Origin of the sequence: Aureliella helgolandensis (assembly GCF_007752135.1) — a bacterium.
Classification (GTDB): domain Bacteria; phylum Planctomycetota; class Planctomycetia; order Pirellulales; family Pirellulaceae; genus Aureliella; species Aureliella helgolandensis.
The window spans coordinates 4,693,443-4,711,844 of record NZ_CP036298.1 but is presented as its reverse complement, the minus strand read 5'-3'; the positions used below and the strand labels follow the sequence as shown (position 1 = coordinate 4,711,844).

General features: G+C 54.4%; 10 protein-coding genes. 4 read left to right on the top strand and 6 right to left on the bottom strand.

Annotated elements, in window-relative coordinates; translation table 11 throughout:
• The first annotated feature begins 477 nt into the window (after positions 1 to 477).
• Positions 478 to 1,527 (top strand): tyrosine-type recombinase/integrase, encoded by a 1,050-nt coding sequence (locus Q31a_RS16545; RefSeq protein WP_145080154.1) that lies wholly within the window; start codon positions 478 to 480, stop codon positions 1,525 to 1,527.
• A 299-nt stretch (positions 1,528 to 1,826) separates the two neighbouring features.
• On the opposite strand, the gene Q31a_RS16540 is transcribed toward Q31a_RS16545, so the two are convergent.
• From Q31a_RS16540 to Q31a_RS16525, 4 genes are all read right to left on the bottom strand, one after another.
• Entirely contained in the window at positions 1,827 to 3,734 is a 1,908-nt protein-coding gene (locus Q31a_RS16540) for a hypothetical protein (protein WP_145080151.1), read from the bottom strand.
• A 770-nt stretch (positions 3,735 to 4,504) separates the two neighbouring features.
• Positions 4,505 to 8,155: a HEAT repeat domain-containing protein gene (locus Q31a_RS16535; RefSeq protein ID WP_145080148.1), complete on the bottom strand. Its 3,651-nt coding sequence runs from the start codon at positions 8,153 to 8,155 to the stop codon at positions 4,505 to 4,507.
• A 44-nt stretch (positions 8,156 to 8,199) separates the two neighbouring features.
• Positions 8,200 to 9,585: a lipase family protein gene (locus Q31a_RS16530; RefSeq protein WP_145080145.1), complete on the bottom strand. Its 1,386-nt coding sequence runs from the start codon at positions 9,583 to 9,585 to the stop codon at positions 8,200 to 8,202.
• Positions 9,582 to 9,812, bottom strand: coding sequence for an SEFIR domain-containing protein (locus Q31a_RS16525; RefSeq protein WP_145080142.1), 231 nt, complete (start codon positions 9,810 to 9,812; stop codon positions 9,582 to 9,584). Before Q31a_RS16525 ends, Q31a_RS16530 begins: the two co-directional genes overlap by 4 nt.
• Positions 9,813 to 10,527: 715 nt before the next feature.
• Here Q31a_RS16525 and Q31a_RS16520 point away from each other — a divergent pair.
• The 3 genes from Q31a_RS16520 (at position 10,528) to Q31a_RS16510 (ending at position 16,485) form a co-directional block, all read left to right on the top strand.
• On the top strand, positions 10,528 to 11,346 hold the full coding sequence (locus Q31a_RS16520; RefSeq protein WP_145080139.1) for a hypothetical protein: 819 nt from the start codon (positions 10,528 to 10,530) through the stop codon (positions 11,344 to 11,346).
• A gap of 129 nt (positions 11,347 to 11,475) precedes the next feature.
• On the top strand, positions 11,476 to 12,447 hold the full coding sequence (locus Q31a_RS16515) for a C1 family peptidase (protein ID WP_145080136.1): 972 nt from the start codon (positions 11,476 to 11,478) through the stop codon (positions 12,445 to 12,447).
• 1,035 nt (positions 12,448 to 13,482) lie between these two features.
• Positions 13,483 to 16,485, top strand: a complete 3,003-nt coding sequence (locus Q31a_RS16510) for a trypsin-like serine peptidase (protein ID WP_197355332.1) — start codon at positions 13,483 to 13,485, stop codon at positions 16,483 to 16,485.
• 28 nt (positions 16,486 to 16,513) lie between these two features.
• Here Q31a_RS16510 and Q31a_RS16505 read toward each other — a convergent pair whose 3' ends face one another.
• Entirely contained in the window at positions 16,514 to 16,942 is a 429-nt protein-coding gene (locus tag Q31a_RS16505; RefSeq protein WP_197355331.1) for a hypothetical protein, read from the bottom strand.
• 646 nt (positions 16,943 to 17,588) lie between these two features.
• Positions 17,589 to 18,341: an endonuclease/exonuclease/phosphatase family protein gene (locus Q31a_RS16500; protein ID WP_145080126.1), complete on the bottom strand. Its 753-nt coding sequence runs from the start codon at positions 18,339 to 18,341 to the stop codon at positions 17,589 to 17,591.
• Positions 18,342 to 18,402: the final 61 nt, after the last annotated feature.

Genomic DNA, 18,402 nt, shown 5'->3' with positions numbered 1-18,402 from the left:
TAACGGAGGGGGTTTAATCAGTAGGCTCCTATGAAAGCTGTTTCGGATCGGATTTGTTCCAGCCCCAAGCGCGTTTTGGCCCGCCGCCAGCCTGCGCCGGTGCCTCTTTGGGGAGCCTCTAGCTAACGCTAGCCCCAGACCCTGGCGGTTTGGCTTCAAAGGAAAGTTGTGGAGGTTGAACAAACTGGGGTGAGTTTGGCTCAATCCTCCGGCACCACCGAACTCCGAGTAGTTGGGCGGTCAATTCGACTGCAGCCATCAATGCACCGAAACGCAGATGTGGGGGTGTCCGAGGACGTCCTGAGCGACGAAGAGATAAGCATTGGCCTGGCGCGCGAACTATTATGAGTGTTGGCCTATAAGCAACCGAGCTGACAAGTGGCCGCAATTTCACTCAACTGGCAGGACGCACAACCGCGCTGCCGGTCAGAACGGATTGGACAATAAAGCGATCGCCGGCGGTGTTGGAGACCAACGATGCCGACGACACTTGAATCTGTAGTAACGAAGTACCTTCGCACGGGTAGCCCGGCACAGCGAACCCGCGAGGAATACAGCACGACCCTCCGCAAGTGGTCACGGTGGAGCGGAGTGGTGCCGCTTGAACGTCTTGGCAGGAAAGAGATCCGAGAGTTTCTTGATTGGGTTCACGAAGACGCTGCATCGCGTGCGGGAACCAATCCGGGACGCACTACGAATAAGGTCCGCTCGCATTTGCGAGCAGCTCTATCTTGGGCATGGGAAAACGACATTTTAGACGTTCTACCGCGATTTCCCAGACACAAGCCACAACGAGACGTCGCTGGCAAACACTATTTAACGAAATCCGAGATCAATGCTCTCTACTTTGCAACACATCAGATGAGGAGCCCTCGAGGTTGGAACGAAGCTTGGCCTGTGGGGAGATATTGGCGAGCAGCTTTGGTTGTCTTCTTCAATTACGGAGTTGATACAGGAACGGTCTGGAAGACATTGCCGTTCCATGAGCCGATCCGCTGGCGCCATATTTCATGGGGACGGCAGTCGCCTGACCGGGAGCTCAAAGAGTCATCACCTTGGGGATGGCTCTATTATCGGCGCGTGAAAACAGGAAAGGCCTTCTGGCGTCCGATGAATCGCACAGTTCGGCTCCACTTGAAGAGCCTTTGCCCCGACGAGCCAGATCCCGATGCCCCAGTCTTTCTCGGTGGCGGTACTCGTCCGAATATTCGATTCCGCCAACTCTGTAAGTTGGCCGGCATATCTCCAAAACGCGATATTGAATCCGGCGACGAGCGTCTCTGGGTTTTGAAAGACCTCAGAAAAACATGCGCGACCTACTATGACGAGCATGTGCCCGAATCATCGGTCGAGATCCTAGGGCACTCGGCAGGTGGAATTACCTACCGCCATTATGCACATCGAGCTCCACTGGCATTCCGGGCGATATTGGGCCTGCCGCAGCCGTCATCGTTCAAGACGCTCGCTCGGGGGTTCGAAGGACAATGCCCATGTTGCAGAAGAAAATTCGAGGAAGCGGATTCTTGAGCAGCGAAGTGCTATGTGCCCAAGGATGGGCACTGACGGTTCGACATGGGGCACGAACTGAGACCGCTGCAATACGCCACGTCCCAGACTAAAACAGGACGGCCTGATGTGCCAGTGGGCATTGGAGTTGTTCCCCGGGGTAATTTCCGTTCAGAGGCAATTTGACCATCGAAGTCCACTCGATGAAATTGTTCAAAAAGGAGCGAGGCGAATGTTGCAGTCTGCGACAGGCACTGCTGCATTTAGCGGCGGTCGAAGAACAATTGTGTACGACCGCGTCCAGTTCGGTGGGCAGTAAACTATTTGGCTCGCTCTGTTCTATCGTCTGTCCGGACAGAATGCTCGGCGTCACGCGACGTTGTGGCTGCTGATCCAACTAGAGACCATTCGATCCCGCTCTCAAACGTAACAGTGATGTGATCTGCATCGATGCGTTTCAATTGAACACCCAATCTACGGTTTTCTAGCAAGTTAAATTTCCACGAGGCATCGCCTCTGACCTCAAATGGAATTGGGGTGTTTTCGGGAAATACTAGTTTCAATAAACCGAGGGCATGAATTGGGACCAGATATAGTACGGATTCTTCAGCATTCCACTCCAGTGCTGCGATGAAGTCAAAAGCATGAAACTTAACAATTAGTCGATTACCTCTAGAATCTGGCAATACGGAAAAACGCATTCTGCTACCTTCATCTATCCAATCGTCGACTGTCCAAGTCAATAATCTGATGGGGCCCTGCAAGTTTGAAGAATTTCGAATGCGCCGCCACACCTCTGGACTCAGGTTTGCATCTAGTAGCGTGTTGTCGGACGGCGGATATTGCAAAGCTCGGTCCACACTTCCCTGAATCAGCAAATTACAGTTGGGAGCAGTTCGGAGTAGAAAATCGAGAGCAATGTCCTTGGTGACATGGTTAGGTTGCCCCGACAGCAACGGAAGTTTCTGAAAATCATCTTCAGTCCTCTCGTAACGCGAGAGAAGGCTTCGAACCCCATGGAGGCTATCTGGGGCAAGGAACAACTCAATTCCACTGCCTGTGCTGCTGGCTATATGAAGGACAGTCTTAAGTGTTTCAGCTCTCAGTTCCGGACTTGTTCCCTCAGCAGCTCCCCGTTTTAGTAGCCAATGGAAAGCGACCTTGGCATTCGCATCAGGCCATCTGTCAATCTCTCGCAAGTACACCGCGAAAGCAATTGCCATAGGATCAGTCTCGGCGAACCTCATGTAAGTTACATATGCATCGAATACGCCCTGCCAGACCTCAGGATCTAAAGAATCAACCTTTAGAAAATCCTCATATGTCGACCGGCTTTGAGTGATTGCAAGCATTCTAAGACCCAGCATGCGACGGTTGGTTGACGACCTTTCTCCGTCGAAAAAGGGACCCCTCGAATCCAGTAGCCCTATCACAGCGCTCGCTGGCATCTTCGCAGCGTCTGTCGGCGCGTTCTTCTCGAAGGCCTGTTTTAGGATCATTTGTCTAAAATCATCCGAGTTTTTTATGACTGGGTGATTCATCAAACGTTGGCCGAGCTTAACACCGCAATGCGTTGAAAATAGTTCAGCAATTAGCAAACCTGCGTTTTCATTCTCGAACACTATTCGCGCAATTACTTGAAAGTTAGGGTTACTTTGATCTTGGTCGTCTTCTTCGAGTGTCGCTACACCCCGCACGTTGTCGTCCCCTTCCTGCCAATACTCGTAGACATGACGCAGCAATGTGGCGTCTTCAAATTTCGAGAGTTGTAGCAGTGAACGGTAGACATCATCTAAGGCCTGCTTCGAGTGGTAATTTTGTGTCTTGGGGTCAACGAATAGTGCGGCTCTTTGTGCAGCAACCTTGATTAAAGTGTCATCCGAGTTTCCCAGTTGCCGCAGAATATCCAAACTTAGACTTGCCAATTGCCCAAGAATACGCAGGACTTCGATCTCGGCCAATCTATAGGGTTTCGGTTCGAGAGGATCCGCAACGAGGCGGGTGAGAACTGGAATGGCTGGAGAGGATTTGTCGCCCATAGACGCCAATCTAAAGATTGCATTTTGCCTTGATGCGCTGATGCGACTCTGCGTGACAAGATTAGCGGTGCCAGAGTCGACTTCTTCGGGATCCGCAGGCGTAATGGCTCTGATTAGTTCGTCGATCGTCGATTCACCGGATGTCTGCGGAGATACAATTACGGCGGTCAGAACAATAGCCATGAACATCTGTCGCGCCTTCAATCTCGCAAGCGTTAAACTTTAGTAACCTGTGCTTCCAATCATATTCCATGATTTGCACCCTCGTAGGATTCTATCATTAATCCCAGGTGCAACGGCCAACTTATTGCGAGACTGTTGCTGATAGCATTACCAGAATCGGCAAACCGCAGCGGTCGCCGTCACCTCGGTCATCTCAGCACCTTGCGTCATTGTGCACCATGACGGTTCGTCATTGAGCAGTAACGGAGACCTGCGCTGAAAGCTAGGTGATGTCAGTTTGACCGCAAAATTGTCTGATTTAGCTGCGGTCGGTGGAAAGCACTTCTGCCTTTCACAACAGTTTCCTCGAGCTAGAAGTCGATGCATCTTCAGCAATCGATGCATCTTCAGCAAGTTCAAGCGGGACGCGATTCGCATCGGTGTGTTTTCAGGGAGTTGACGAGGCGGGTCAGGCATCGCTTTGCTGCGCAAGGACAGTCGATTTGATTGCGCAAATTCAGCTCTCGGTTTCACCGCTCGCAATTGCGCGAAAAGCCAAGCCGCCGAACTTGGTCCCGCCGTTTACACACGGCGTCGCGGATCGGTACCGCAAATGTTCGCGGACGGTTATTTCCAGAGGACCGCTTTCTTTTGCTTCAGGCAGGATCACTGGTATCTACGTATACAGATTCAGATCTCAGACGGTAGCGAGCGTGTCTACACTGCAGGGCGATTGCGCCGTAGTGGGTAATCTACGAATGTTAAAGAGGGGGATAATGGGTTGTCTGGTGGTTGCATCACTGAAGGCCGTTCGCAGTTTCTTTGGTGAGTATTTGCCGTGCGAGTCGACGGATCGCAGGATCCGAATCCGACAAATGTAATTTGACCGCCTCGTCGAGACTTGCGTCACGTGTTTCGATCTTCGCGATCGCCGCCAGATACCAATAGCGAAGGTTCGGGTCATTCAGGCAATGTATGAGTTGAGTCAGAGCAGTTTCACTCGCTGAGCCAATCTGGCCGAGACTGTGAATGGCTCGCCACTGGAGATCTAAATCGTCAGCCCGAACGGTGGCGGCCAAACTTGGAATTGCCTTCACTGCACCCTCTCCAATCCGACCTAAAGCAGCTGCAGCGAGTTGCTTCTGCAGGCGGTCTCCTTTCTCTGAGAGTAGTGTAATCAGTAAGTCGGTCGCGCCTTTCGCGGATGGTCCAAGGCGACCGAGTGAATGGATGGCTCGCCAACGAAGTGGGTCGTCCGTACGCTTGGCTACCGAACACAATACAGGCACGCTTAGAGTGGCTCCTCCTCGGTATCGCCCCAGCAGGTCACCGTACAGATCACGACGCTCGTCCGAAAGCTCGATGTCTTGGAACAGTTCGCAAAGCATCGGCACGATTCCCGGTCCCGCCTCCGCAAGCACCCAGCCGGCCTCTGTATCAACATCCTCCGCAGTCTGTAGCCACCGCTCGTACCATATGTTCGGGTCGGCAGCGCTCTTGATGAGAGCATATCGGACTTGGCGTGCAACGAAATAGTCCTCTGGGTCTTCTGCAAGCCACTTGGCAAGCGAGTCTTCCGCTTCGGTAATACGCGGTTCAATGCTAAGAAGGAGAGTACATGCGAAACGACGAAGTTCTTCGTCGTCAGCCTCTATCAGATTCTTGAATGAGGGCACTACTGCTTCCCAGGTTTCTTTCCGGACCTCATCGGCGTGGTCCAGAATAGTTGAATGAATCTGGGGAGCACTCGCCGCCGACTCAAGCTTCGAGAGAAGCGGCATCACATAAGCTATTCCGCTGTCGGTGTTCAACGAAACCATCACGAGTGCTGCACTTGCGCGAATTTCCACCTCGGCGGTGTGATCATGGAGAATAGCGACGGCAGACTCGTATGCCCTTTTCGCCGCGCGTCCCTTGAGGCTTTGTGCCGTAGCGACAGCCCTCAATCTCTTGTGTTTGTCAACAGATCGCCACATTGCTGCTAAGACACCCACAGAAACTTCATTTGTTGGATCGGAATATCCTATACAGATCGCCGCGTTCAACGCTGTTCGCTCATCGGTCAGAAGTGGTAGAAGCGCACCAATGTAAGCGCGAGCTTCCCTTCCGCTCTGCCGAAACATCGCTCGAACCAATCGCTTCTCACTTTCGTCTGTGCTTTGCAACACTTCTACGGCTGTCGAGATCAGCTGTGGCCAGTGTTCGGCTGGAACTTCGAATTGGGCAAGACACCACAACGTCAGTTGCCGGTCCATTTCATTAGACACGACCCCTTCAACAAGGCGCGGCACCGAAGCTTCCCCCACCTTAACCAGTAGTCTCCCGGCAGTTTCATGAGCTGAGGCCCGGCTCAAGTCACTGAGGGTCCGGAATAGAACCGCTAACAGCTCAACATCCCCTACCTGAACAAGCTGGTCCAAAACTTTCTTTGCGGCCGCATGCTCCGATGCATCGACTTCGTTAGAAGCCAAGCTTATCAGTAGTGGTTCAACAGCCTCGTGTGAGTGCTCTGGAAAGTCTCGGGAGATGATAACTGCAGCGCCCAACGCCTTTCTCGGGTCTACCAACGCTACGCGAAGGGTGCCGAGTACGTCCTGTCGGAGCTCTTCGTTCTTTTCTTGCGAAAGGATGTTAGCTACCTGCAGTTCATGAGTTGGGTCGTCCAGATACTTCCGAAGTACAGTAAGCAACGTGTCGTCGAGTCTCTCGAAATTCTCAAAGGCATGCAACACGAATTGCCGGGTGACCTCGTCTTCTGTAGAACGCAAGATACTAATCAATTCAGGCTGTGCGAACGATCCAAGGCGACCGAGCGACTCTGCGACTAAGCGACGTAGATTCGGCGGCTTATACGTCCACAGTTGAATATCGTACTTGGCGCGAATCGGTGAAATGTGGCGTAGCATCGCCTGGTCCTGATGGTAGCCGAAAGGACTCGGACCCTTCGGCGGAAAAGCGTAGCCGCCGTTCGGATAGAACTTGTCGTACCAAAGAGACTCCCAATTTGCATCCTCTTTACAATCAGTGCGTAGCATCGCCGTGAGTTCCGGAACGGCTGGTCGCGCTTTCTCGCCGCAGGCGCTTAGGAGAATCGCGGCTCGGCCACGAATCCAAGGATCGTCATCACTTAGTTTTGCCCGAAGGTGGCGAATAGAGTCGCCTGAGACTGACCTGAGGGCGCCTAACACAACGCCGCCAGCCCGGACTAACGCCCGAGTGGACTGCGTGTCTTCTGGGTTGGCGAACGCAGCTCTAAGGAGAGCTGACGCGAGAGCTGGCGTGCCTCGACAAACGTGGGACAGGACTTGTGCAGCATCGCTTGCGCCTTGTTCGGCATCGCGCAGATGTCGGAGCAGAACTGGCTCTACAGCGGTAATTCCGTCGACGGGATCGATTGCGCAAATGGCCACTGCAGCGTAGTCGTACAGAGTTGGATGCTCTAACACCCTGATCAACTGTGGCAAAGCGCTTTTCGCATCAGGCCCGATACGAGCTAGTATTTCTGTGGCCGGTTTGATCAGTCGGAAGCTCAGGCGATCTCTGCTCATTTCGTTCTCTATCGCCTCAGCAATCGGGTTCACTGAGGGTTGGCCAATTGTGACCAGCGCTTCTACAGCTGGCACGTTCATATTGATCTCGTGGTAGCGAAGGGCTTCAATGAGCAACGGAACCAAATTATCTTGAAGTTCGTCGTGTCGTGAAAGCCGAGCGATTGTCTCTATAACCTCCGCTCTGCCGGAATGGCTTCCGTACTGGAGCTTTGGGTTCCTTAACATCCAGCCCAGTGCAGTTGAATATTCTCTCGATTGTCTACCAGTCGCGCCAACAATAGGAAGAGCCCGAAGACTTGGGGGATAAGCGCGCTGGTCGAACGCGCCAATAATCAGCAGATCCGACACGTGAGGGGTTGCAGGCTTGCCGAGATCCACAAGAGTCTTCACAGCATTTGTACCTTCTGGTGGATAGGCTAGCTCACCAATTAAGGCGTCGATCTCTTCGTCGCTTGCACGAGCGGCCCGAACGGTGGCGACCTGACGCAATGCCCACTGCGCAGAGGACCGAACATTCTCCGATTTAGCATTCAGCAAAGACTCTAACTTGCGCGTCAGTTCGGAGGCGCTAGGTCCGAGCTTTCCCGCAACTTCACAGCAACTTTGCAGCTTGAGGTCGTCGGTTGCTTTATCATCGAGCAACTGCGTGACGAGTGTTAAGCAATTAGTGCCTTGTGCAGCAAGTGAGTCGACGGCCGCGAGTCGCGTAATGATATCCGGTGATCCGAGATTATCGACACGATCAACTGTAATGTCGCTGCCCAGTTCGGAGTCGTCGGAAACTGTGATTTTTTGGGCGTTGGGCGGCTGTCCTTCGTGCTTTTGACAAGATGTGCTCAAGACCGATATGACTACCATCACACCCCATGCGGATTGGGGTCGGCAGGACATTTGCATTGTGTAAACTCCTGTTCAATAGTACGGGACACAAGCCAAGCGACCTAATCCTGCCCAAAGAGAAACAGAGTGGGCTTCATCAATGGAATCAGTATCTCGGTTGACTGGTAGCTGACGGTCACTTGACAGCTGATTGTGTAAAGGCCGGGACGGGCGGCATTTATCCGAAGGTAAATTACGTCCGGCAGTTCCTCTTCAAGTCGAACAAGCTTCGTTGCGGAAGGCCGGTCGTGCTCATCGAGCAAGACGGCTGAGAACGTGTCAGTTCCAGACTGTTCGGGGTCATCGATTAGGACGTAGAACACATGGGCAGACTCGGCACCTGCAAATACCGCGCGCCTGTAATCCGGGGGTCTCTCATAGTCATGCACGATGACGGACACATCTGTGATCCTAACCCATGGTATCGCTGTATGCTTCTCAAGCTCGAATGTTAACACACATGCGTCCGCTTTCCATTCCCGTGGCGACTGTTCTTGCGGATCAAAGATCCGGGCATAGTTATATGTGTTGCCGTGGACATCGTCCGCGCTACCAATCCCTGTCCATTGCGGTCTATAGACTTGTACCAGTCTGGACAGGACAGCGTCATTCTGACCTTCAGTCGCGGCTTCTGAGGGTGCGACCACTTCATGTCTATCACCGCCATGTTGAGGAGAGTCGCTTAGCTGTGTAGTCGCGCTTCCGAGACGAAGTTGGGTGCAAATCAAATAGACACCAGTTAACAATGCGATTATGGTAAGCCATTTGGCAGGGAAGACCGATAGGACAGAAAGCAACCATGGCGACGGTGGGGAAGATTCCTCCCACTCAGAAGTCACAAACCGACCTTCCTCAAACCATGGCTTCCAGTAAGTTCGAACAAATGCTTCGTTGAAGAAGTCACTATGTGAATATGCATGCCCACGGTCCCTGACCGAGGCCGCTCGTCCGAATCCATGCCTTCCCGTGTCGCCGTACCCCCAACTCAGACACTTCGCCAAGACGGGCCATACGTCTCGCGTGCCGTAGTCGTTGATCACGTCATGAGCCAGCCGGCCGTCTACATAATCCCATCGAAACGATCTGCTCACGATCGAACCAGACAATAATAGACGGTTAAGATGCAGATCTGGATTGTCGCGCAGTAGCGAAGTAATCGCGTACGTCCCGAAGCTGTGTGCAATGACCGACAATTGAGCATTCGGGTGCTTTCTCCTTGCGTTTTGAACTTCGCGACGAACATCATCAATTGGCCCGGAACGAGTGAACGGGCACCAGAAGCGAATCGCATCAAGGTACCCGTACTTTATCGGGACGACTTTGATGCCCGGAATTTCCTCGAGAATGCGCACGACCAGCGGTTGCCAGTTTGCAAACGTCCGTATTCCGTGCACTAGCACTACCACTTCTTCGATGTGAGTTTCAGCCAGAGTATCATTGCAGTTCACGGAATCACTCCTCCTGACTTGCCGGGGTGCCCAGCGCCGGCGGCTGCCTTTTCGAGTTCGCGTTCCATCCACGACCACCCTTCTTCAGGTGCAGGAACGTAGCGGTCGCAAATCGCGTCCACACCGTCATGGCGAAGCTGATCGCATAAATCTCTCACGCGCTCCGTGTGTTCTGAAGATTCGTCGCGGTAACTCACGAAGGCGCGTATGGGAACTTTGTCACTCATGTTTACGAACACCTTGAGATGTATCGACAAAGAGGGAATTTAGCGACACCGCCGATCCAGTGCGGAGCTGAACGAATCAGAAAGATCGAGCCGTCAACATCGCCGGGGAGCAGGCATGATATCACGTCTCTCTTTCGAAGTCTCCATTCGGCTTGATCTCTCGTCGTCTTTGGCGTGCCGGGAGTGGTCCCCAATGAAACTGAGTTAGGTTTGGCCCTCAGGGACATGTCCTAAGCGGTTTCCAAAACTGCTCTGGACTCATCCGATGAAGTGAGTTGGTACCAATCGATAGTGCCGTCAGACGTAAGTCGCTACGCCGGTGCTTCGAATTCGCTACAGAGGGGATTCCCAATACCGCCAGAGGTAAACGCACCGAAGCGGCAAACCGCTCCTGCGCCGATGCACGTGTTGGTCCAACCTCAGCGGTTGACTCTTGAGCCAACTTGCAACGGTCCTGACCGGAGTGTGTTAGCGGCCCAGTATTTGGGAATAATGGCCGAAGAATGACACAAAGATGCCTTGGCTTGAACTGACAAATGACGGTTCGTCCTTTGCGATTTGGACATCTTCCAAAACCGAGCGAAATCACCAACTTTCGCCCTGGATCCGGGGCGTCAGACATGATCAGCGGGGGAAAGTTGGCCAAGCACGTCATGTGAAAAGCGCACAAAGCAGTTCGGGTGGCAGATTGCGTCCCCCACTTGGCAGGGGTAAAATGGCGTCACACTGGGTACCAGCCGGCAACCAACGCGATGCAGAGGCGTCGGCAGGGAAGCCTCCCTATGTCCTAAAGCCGGGGCAGATCATGTCAGGTTACGTCGAAAACGGCAAGCACGCCAAGCTCTGCAGAAAACTACAAGCTGCCTTCGCTTTATTGCTGGAAGCGTTCGAGTACGCTGACGATGCAAACTGCGATGTGTGGGAGTTCGCCATCGGAACTCGCAGCTTGCAAAAGCTCGGTCTGAGCGAGATCGATTTCCGGTGGCTCGTGCGGACTGGCTATGTTGAACACGCACGAGAAATAACATTGTCAGGCGACAACAAGCGACAGTTTCGGCCTGAAGGTAAATCGGTCATCTGTAAACGGACGTGCTTCGTGCTCACCAAGGATGGAATATCCAAAGCCCGCTTAGTTACCGGGGGACAAACGCTCACGGCCGCTGACGACACCGATTCGATTGAGGGAAATGGGAAAGCAAATGGCAAAGCTGTACAGGAATTAGTCCCGCATTGGGACGAAGAATCTCATGAGCTGCGTCTGGATGGAAAGACGGTGAAACGCTACAAGTGGCAGGCGGTGAACCAACAATTAGTGCTGAGTTCCTTTCAAGAGGAAGGTTGGCCCGCGAGGATCGACGATCCGTTGCCGCCGCAACCCGAACAGGATTCGAAACGCAGATTGAGCGACACAATCAAGTGTCTGAACCGCAAGCAGCAAAATCCGCTCGTCCGTTTCCGCGGCGACGGCACCGGTGAAGGCGTCATCTGGGAATTGGCCAACGGCGATGCAGAAGCGAAATCTCAGCTCGCATGACGGGCGGTCGGATGTTGAGCCGGAATTGTTAACGCTTCCTGTTCCTTTCCGTAGCCATACTATAGCGAGAAATCTATTTTCAAGGGAATACGCTGCTGGACGGTTTTCTCCCTTTTGTTTGGACTCGCCGTGCCAAGATTCATTCCCCCGGGCATGGGCTGGTTTCCAGACCTACCCGATCCACGCGACTACACTCCGGACCACAAAGAAGTCCGCCGTCTACTGGCGCGTCTCAAGTCGGACAAGTCCGGGCAGAAATCGGTGCCGGCAAGCGTCGACCTGCGGGGCGAGGACGACGCCCCATCCGCTTTCTTCTCCGCAGTAGCAGACCAGCAAACGCTCAACTGTTCGGCCGTTTGTGCCGTGCTGGGGTTGGTCGAGTACTTCGAGCGTCGTGTCCGCGGCCGCGCGTTCGAAGGTTCGATATTGTGTCTGTACAAGATGGCACGCAAGCTACGTCGCACGTCAGGCGATTGCGGCGTCGATCTGCGCACCACGCTCAAATCACTGCGGCGATTCGGGGCGGTTCCATACGATCTTTGGTACACCGATGCTGAGCGATTCGACGACGTCGCGGAAGACGCGAGCCTGATTTGTGCCGGTTTTGCACTGGCCTATCAGGATGCGTGCTACGTGCGGTTAGACGCCCGGGGACTGGCTTATTTTGCAAAGTCTTCAAAGCAAAATGTGCCTGTCCCCCTCGCCGACGATAATCTTTGTCACTCCCTCGGCTCGCAGACCTTGCGAAACGTAAAATCTTTTCTCGCCGCAGGCTTTCCGGTCGCTTTCGGATTCTCCGTACCGAAGTCGCTAAGCACCGAGTCCAGAATTCTCTATCGCCCAACCTTCGACTCGATCCGTGGCGGCCAGGCGGTGCTGGCGGTCGGCTACGACGACGAAAAAGACACCTCGCCCAAGGGCGCGATCCTGATCCGCAACAGTTGGGGCGAAACGTGGGGCGACGCCGGTTACGGCTGGTTACCCTACGCCTACATTGAGCGGCAATTTGCCACGGACTGCTGGACTCTGCTGAAAAAAGATTGGATCGACCCGGGCGAGCTTTCTCTCCCATCGGTTCTCGTTCCGGAAATCAGCGTGTGAAACGTGGAAGGAAGTCGCGATTAGCGGATGAAAAAGTCCACTGGACTATGCAGTTCCAGCAGTTCCCTGCTGCACTGAAAACACCGTAATTTGCGGAAGCTGCATTTGCTAGCAGTTCGCCCTCTTGCTCGCTTGCCATGCGATGTCAAAACCCGCTCGGTTTCTTATCATTGAGCGCTCCAGAAGCCTCGGATGCGGAGCACGATCATGGCGGCAGTTCCCCCCCCTCTCCACGAACCCGGCAGTTCCTCTCCGCCGATGCACTTTTTTCATTGTTGCGTCAACGGTTCGAAGCGGTACAGGATCTGCTGATCGAAGCGAACGTGACGACTCGAAGCTACACAAGGCGGGCACGGCCAAGGTTGACAAGAAAGGTTCCTATCGTGAGACCCAGTGGGCGAAGCGTCTGCCTCTCAACAAGACCAACCTCGAGGTGCTGGTGAACTATGTCGGGCAATGCGATCTGACAGTCGACGGCGATATCAAATCCATGTTCAATGGGGCACCGATCACAACGTCACCGCAGAAACCGCGTTGCCAATTGCTGCGGGCGGCCGTTGCCAATGGCGGATCGAAAACGAGACCTTCAACTAGCTCAAAAACCAGGGCTACAACTTTGAGCACAATCACGGACACAGTTTCGACGACGAACGTGTCCCAGCGCCTTCCGGTTGTCTTCCCAAGCGCTTCCGGTTTGCTCCCTTATTGAGTATCTGTTTTCCCAACCAATTCCGTAGCGGTTACGCAGCTGTCCCGTACGATGCATAGAAGTCATTTGCTCAAACTATGAATCGGACCGTGGCTGGACGACACCGAATTTACCTTGACAAAACTGCAACTAGCTGGTCGAAGCCGCAGTCAATTTTGATGCTGCGGATGATCGCCAGCTAAGGTTGAATGCAGCGGTAGGTCGAGGTGGATGCACCGAAGCCAAGGCTGTTGGCAGGGCAGTCGATCATGGCTGACAGCTGAATGCGCAATGACCGCAATTTTTTTAGGTTTTGGAATTGGACTCTAATCAAGAAAGAGACACGTATGTACCCTAACCGCATGATCCAGTATTGCCTCTATTGCGTTACGGCCGTTGCCTTGGTTGCAAGCCCCGCGTCATTAGCCTCATCCTACGCTCAGTGTCCATGCATGTCCGACGCCGAGAAGGGGACTTTGGGCGACATCCGGGAGATAGTGAATTTGGCACGGAATATCCGCGACCTGCTGAAGAGCACCCCGAAGTCCTCGGATGGGGATAAGGCTGCCGTGACTCCGGCGGAGATCCGCGAATTCATTGCATTGGCCCGCGAGGTCCGCGACCTAGTCAACGAGACGACCAAGTCCACTGAGGCCGTTTCGGTCCGCGACCTGTCCGGGCTCCTGACGACGATCGGCCCCATTTATGAAATGGTCAAGGCAACGCCCGAGGCGAGCCAAGAGAAGATCGGCATCGTCGAGGTGGCAGCGGCGGTGGCGTTGGCACGCGAGATCCGTGATTTAACCAAAGCGGCCGACGGTGCGAAGTCAGTCGACAAGATCGGCATCGCCGAGGTGGCGGCAGCGGTGGCGATCGCCCGCGAGGTCAAGGACCTGTTCAAGACCTTGCCGATCGACGAGACCAAGGGATTCGGTGTGAGCGTCGGTGGTGCCGTGAGCCTGCCTGGCATCAGTGCTGGCGGAAGCGTGGTAATCAAGAATGCGGACGCCGAGAAGGGGACTTTGGGCGACATCCGGGAGATAGTGAATTTGGCACGGGATATCCGCGACCTGCTGAAGAGCACCCCGAAGTCCTCGGATGGGGATAAGGCTACCGTGACTTCGGCGGAGATCCGCGAATTCATTGCATTGGCCCGCGAGGTCCGCGACCTAGTCAACGAGACGACCAAGTCCACTGAGGCCGTTTCGGTCCGCGACCTGTCCGGGCTCCTGACGACGATCGGCCCCATTTATGAAATGGTCAAGGCAACGCCCGAGGCGAGCCAAGAGAAGATCGGCATCGTCGAGGTGGCAGCGGCGGTGGCGTTGGCACGCGAGATCCGTGATTTAACCAAAGCGGCCGACGGTGCGAAGTCAGTCGACAAGATCGGCATCGCCGAGGTGGCGGCAGCGGTGGCGATCGCCCGCGAGGTCAAGGACCTGTTCAAGACCTTGCCGATCGACGAGACCAAGGGATTCGGTGTGAGCGTCGGTGGTGCCGTGAGCCTGCCTGGCATCAGTGCTGGCGGAAGCGTGGTAATCAAGAATGCGGACGCCGAGAAGGGGACTTTGGGCGACATCCGGGAGATAGTGAATTTGGCACGGGATATCCGCGACCTGCTGAAGAGCACCCCGAAGTCCTCGGATGGGGATAAGGCTACCGTGACTTCGGCGGAGATCCGCGAATTCATTGCATTGGCCCGCGAGGTCCGCGACCTAGTCAACGAGACGACCAAGTCCACTGAGGCCGTTTCGGTCCGCGACCTGTCCGGGCTCCTGACGACGATCGGCCCCATTTATGAAATGGTCAAGGCAACGCCCGAGGCGAGCCAAGAGAAGATCGGCATCGTCGAGGTGGCAGCGGCGGTGGCGTTGGCACGCGAGATCCGTGATTTAACCAAAGCGGCCGACGGTGCGAAGTCAGTCGACAAGATCGGCATCGCCGAGGTGGCGGCAGCGGTGGCGATCGCCCGCGAGGTCAAGGACCTGTTCAAGACCTTGCCGATCGACGAGACCAAGGGATTCGGTGTGAGCGTCGGTGGTGCCGTGAGCCTGCCTGGCATCAGTGCTGGCGGAAGCGTGGTGATCAAGGATGCGGACAATGCGAGTGTGTTGAGCATGCCGAAAAGCGGACAAGACGGGACGACAGATCTAAAGAGTGTCCCAAATAGGGAACTCGTACAGGAGGCGAGATTCCGAGCAATCCAAAATGAGAAATCGGCCATAAACAGAGAAATCGCATCTCTATTAAACAGAAGGAATATTGACATTGGGACCAATATCCTTGAGCTTGACGCAAGCACAAGCAGCCTCAGCAGACCCGATTCTAATACCATCGATCGGTTGCCTCTGAGTGACCTATATAAGGCAAATCAGGATCGCGTGAAAATCGTGTACGGCCCTGACGATCGCAAGGATCCGTCGCGGGTGAAGGACCTTTTGAACATCCTGCAAAGCCAAGGTGGATCGCAACAGGATATCGACATGCTTGATGGTCAGCTAAAGAATCTCGAATCGGTCTGCTGCGTTGTAGACAGGAGTGCCGTCAAGAAGTTGTCGTCGGGAAAATATCTTGTTGAGTTGAACGGCACGTACGAAAGGCTCCACGGTACGTGCAAAGACGAGCGATTCTCGGAACAACCATTGTTGAGCTACTGCACGGGATTCATCGTCCGGGACGACATCATTGCTACCGCAGGTCATTGTACAATTACTCAAGCACAGGCTGAAAACGCCTGCTTCATCTTCGGATTCCAGCTGGATGACAGCGGTACCATCAGCACAAGCGCCCTTATTCTTGAGGCTGACCAAGTTTTCTTCGGGAAGACGCTTCTTGACAGGGAACAAGCTCCCGCAACGGGAAGCGATTGGGCACTGATTCAGATTGATCGCAAAATCCCCGGTCGGGACAATGTGAACTTCTTCAACGGGAAAATCCCTGACAACCATCAAGTATACGTGATTGGGAACCCGATCGGGCTACCCACGAAGATTGCTGATAACGCCGCGGTCACCAACAACTCGCCCGACGCCTACTTTCAGGCAAACCTCGACACATATGGTGGTAATTCGGGTTCTCCCGTCTTCTCCAGCCAATCCCATGAATTGGTCGGAATTCTCGTGCGAGGAGGTCAAGACTTCGAGAGGCTTCCAGCAGAGGACGGCACGCATTGTAAGAAAACTTGGTTTGTGGGCAACGAGACTAGCGGTGGAGAAAGCGTGACTCGCGCAAGTGTTGTCCACAGAGCTCTGGACACGTTTCTCGCTGCGGTAGAATCGTACGAAAGCGTTCCTGTGGGGGCACGTCCACAGGTCTCTGCTCTACTAACAAGCACCCAAGAAACAAAATAACGGAGCCGGCACAACGGCACGAGCGAAACTACCGGTGTGAATCAGATGGCTTAGATGTAAAGGCTAGGGCGTGCCCCGTCTGATGTGACGGGAGCCGCCGGCGGCCTTCGACATTGTGAAACATCAGGTCCGGCATTAGTCCCTGATAGTCCAAGTTGCCCGCCCCAAGCAAAACTCCAGGTAGCCGCCGTTGTCCACGTCGCCGAAGTTGCATCCCATCGGCTGAGTGACGCAGGTTAAAGCGCGTTGCTCGGCAACGTCGACAAACTTCGCCCGGCCGACACTTTCGTACAGGCAATCCGGCAAATCCCTGGATCGTCGTGCGGCAGATGGGTAAGAACCGCCGTGCCCGCTGTTCGATCAAGACGCAAAGCGAGTCGTCGGCAGCTTCGCCGGTCAGCGGTGCCGTTCCGTAGAACCAGATCCGATAGCCGACCAGTTGCAGTCGTCTCGCCAACCAGGTTGCCAACGCATGGACGTCGCAGTGGTGATTCGATCACGAGCGTGTCGCGACACTCAGAAATAGAATGCTCACCACGCGTCGGGAAAAACGGTCGACAGAAAATGGCAGGCTGCTGCGCAATCAGATGACGAAGATCGCGAGCGAGCCGGGTTCGTAGGCGATCCAGATCGTATGGTTCCAGTGTCCAGCCGAATTGCTTGAAGCCCCCTTGCTTAACCGCATCTTTTGGGGTTGACGTGATACCGAACCTGTATGCAAATACGAGCCGATTCAACTCGTGCCTCTCCTCGTGAATTCGCTTACAGTCCTCGTTTAGCAGCTTGTTTTTCCAACCGCCTTGCAAAGTTAAATGCCCCATCCAGTTTTTCCGTGCCACCAAAGCGACCTGAGTCACGAACGCGATCCTCCGAAGTCACAAATGAGGGCGTGTCCTTACGCAGTCACGCGGCCCTGAGATGCTTGGGGATGACGAGCGAACCTAGCCAGCGTCGCTCCTTTGCGAGTTGGAGGAATCGACCCTCAGCAGCGTCGCGTCGTTGGATCATCGCTGGTGCACAGACTGGGCACTCCCTGCTGGTGAACTCTGCCAATTCTCACAATTGTTGCAGCTGGGATTGAATTGTGACTGTGTAGCACTTGCTTACTGCACGGTTTCCTGGCGTTCATTGGTCGGTGGATTCAAGTGAATACTAACACCAGCATGGTCGCTAATTGGGCGTCCCTGTATGCAAGGAACTGGCCAGGACTCTACCGCAGGCTTAGCGGTAGTGTCGACCATACTTCTCCTGATGCACAGATGGTCGATTCTCGGTTTACTGGTTGAGGGATCGCTTCCCTCGGTCTGGCAGAGTAGACCGCGAGTTCGCAACGCGTCACTGAGGGCACTCGCCCCCGCTATCGAGCCGTAATATTGCTGGTAGGGAAGTGATTGGTTGAGGTCGCCTGCAACAACCAGATCTGAACCGGGATGCATCGCATTTAGCCTGGTCCACTCATCGACTTGTTCACCAAGAGCATCACAAAATCCTTTAGCACCGGGCCAGAGGGAGTCGCTTAGCCACGGAAGTAGCGTCCCCACGATTAGCGTGTCTCTTCCGTTAGGCTCCTGGAGCAATACGCAAGCCATGCGGTCTGTCTGTATTTGAATTTCCAATGGCGAGCCATCGAACCGTGACCAGATCGAGACCCAACGCCGATCAGACGACGCCTTCAAATCCGTAGCAGGGCCGGACTGGGCCACGAGGTGATACTGATCTCCCGGGGAGAATCTCGCACATGTTTCTGTAAGCACCCAGACGTCGGCATCGACCTCTTTAATTGCCTCTCGGAATGCTGCTGCCCGTTCAGGCGAAAGACTTCTGGAGGACTCCAGATTCCAAGTTGCTAATTTCACGGGAAAAACCTGCTTGCACTGGGGGGCGAATTATGACGCGGCCTGCTAACCACCGCACTAG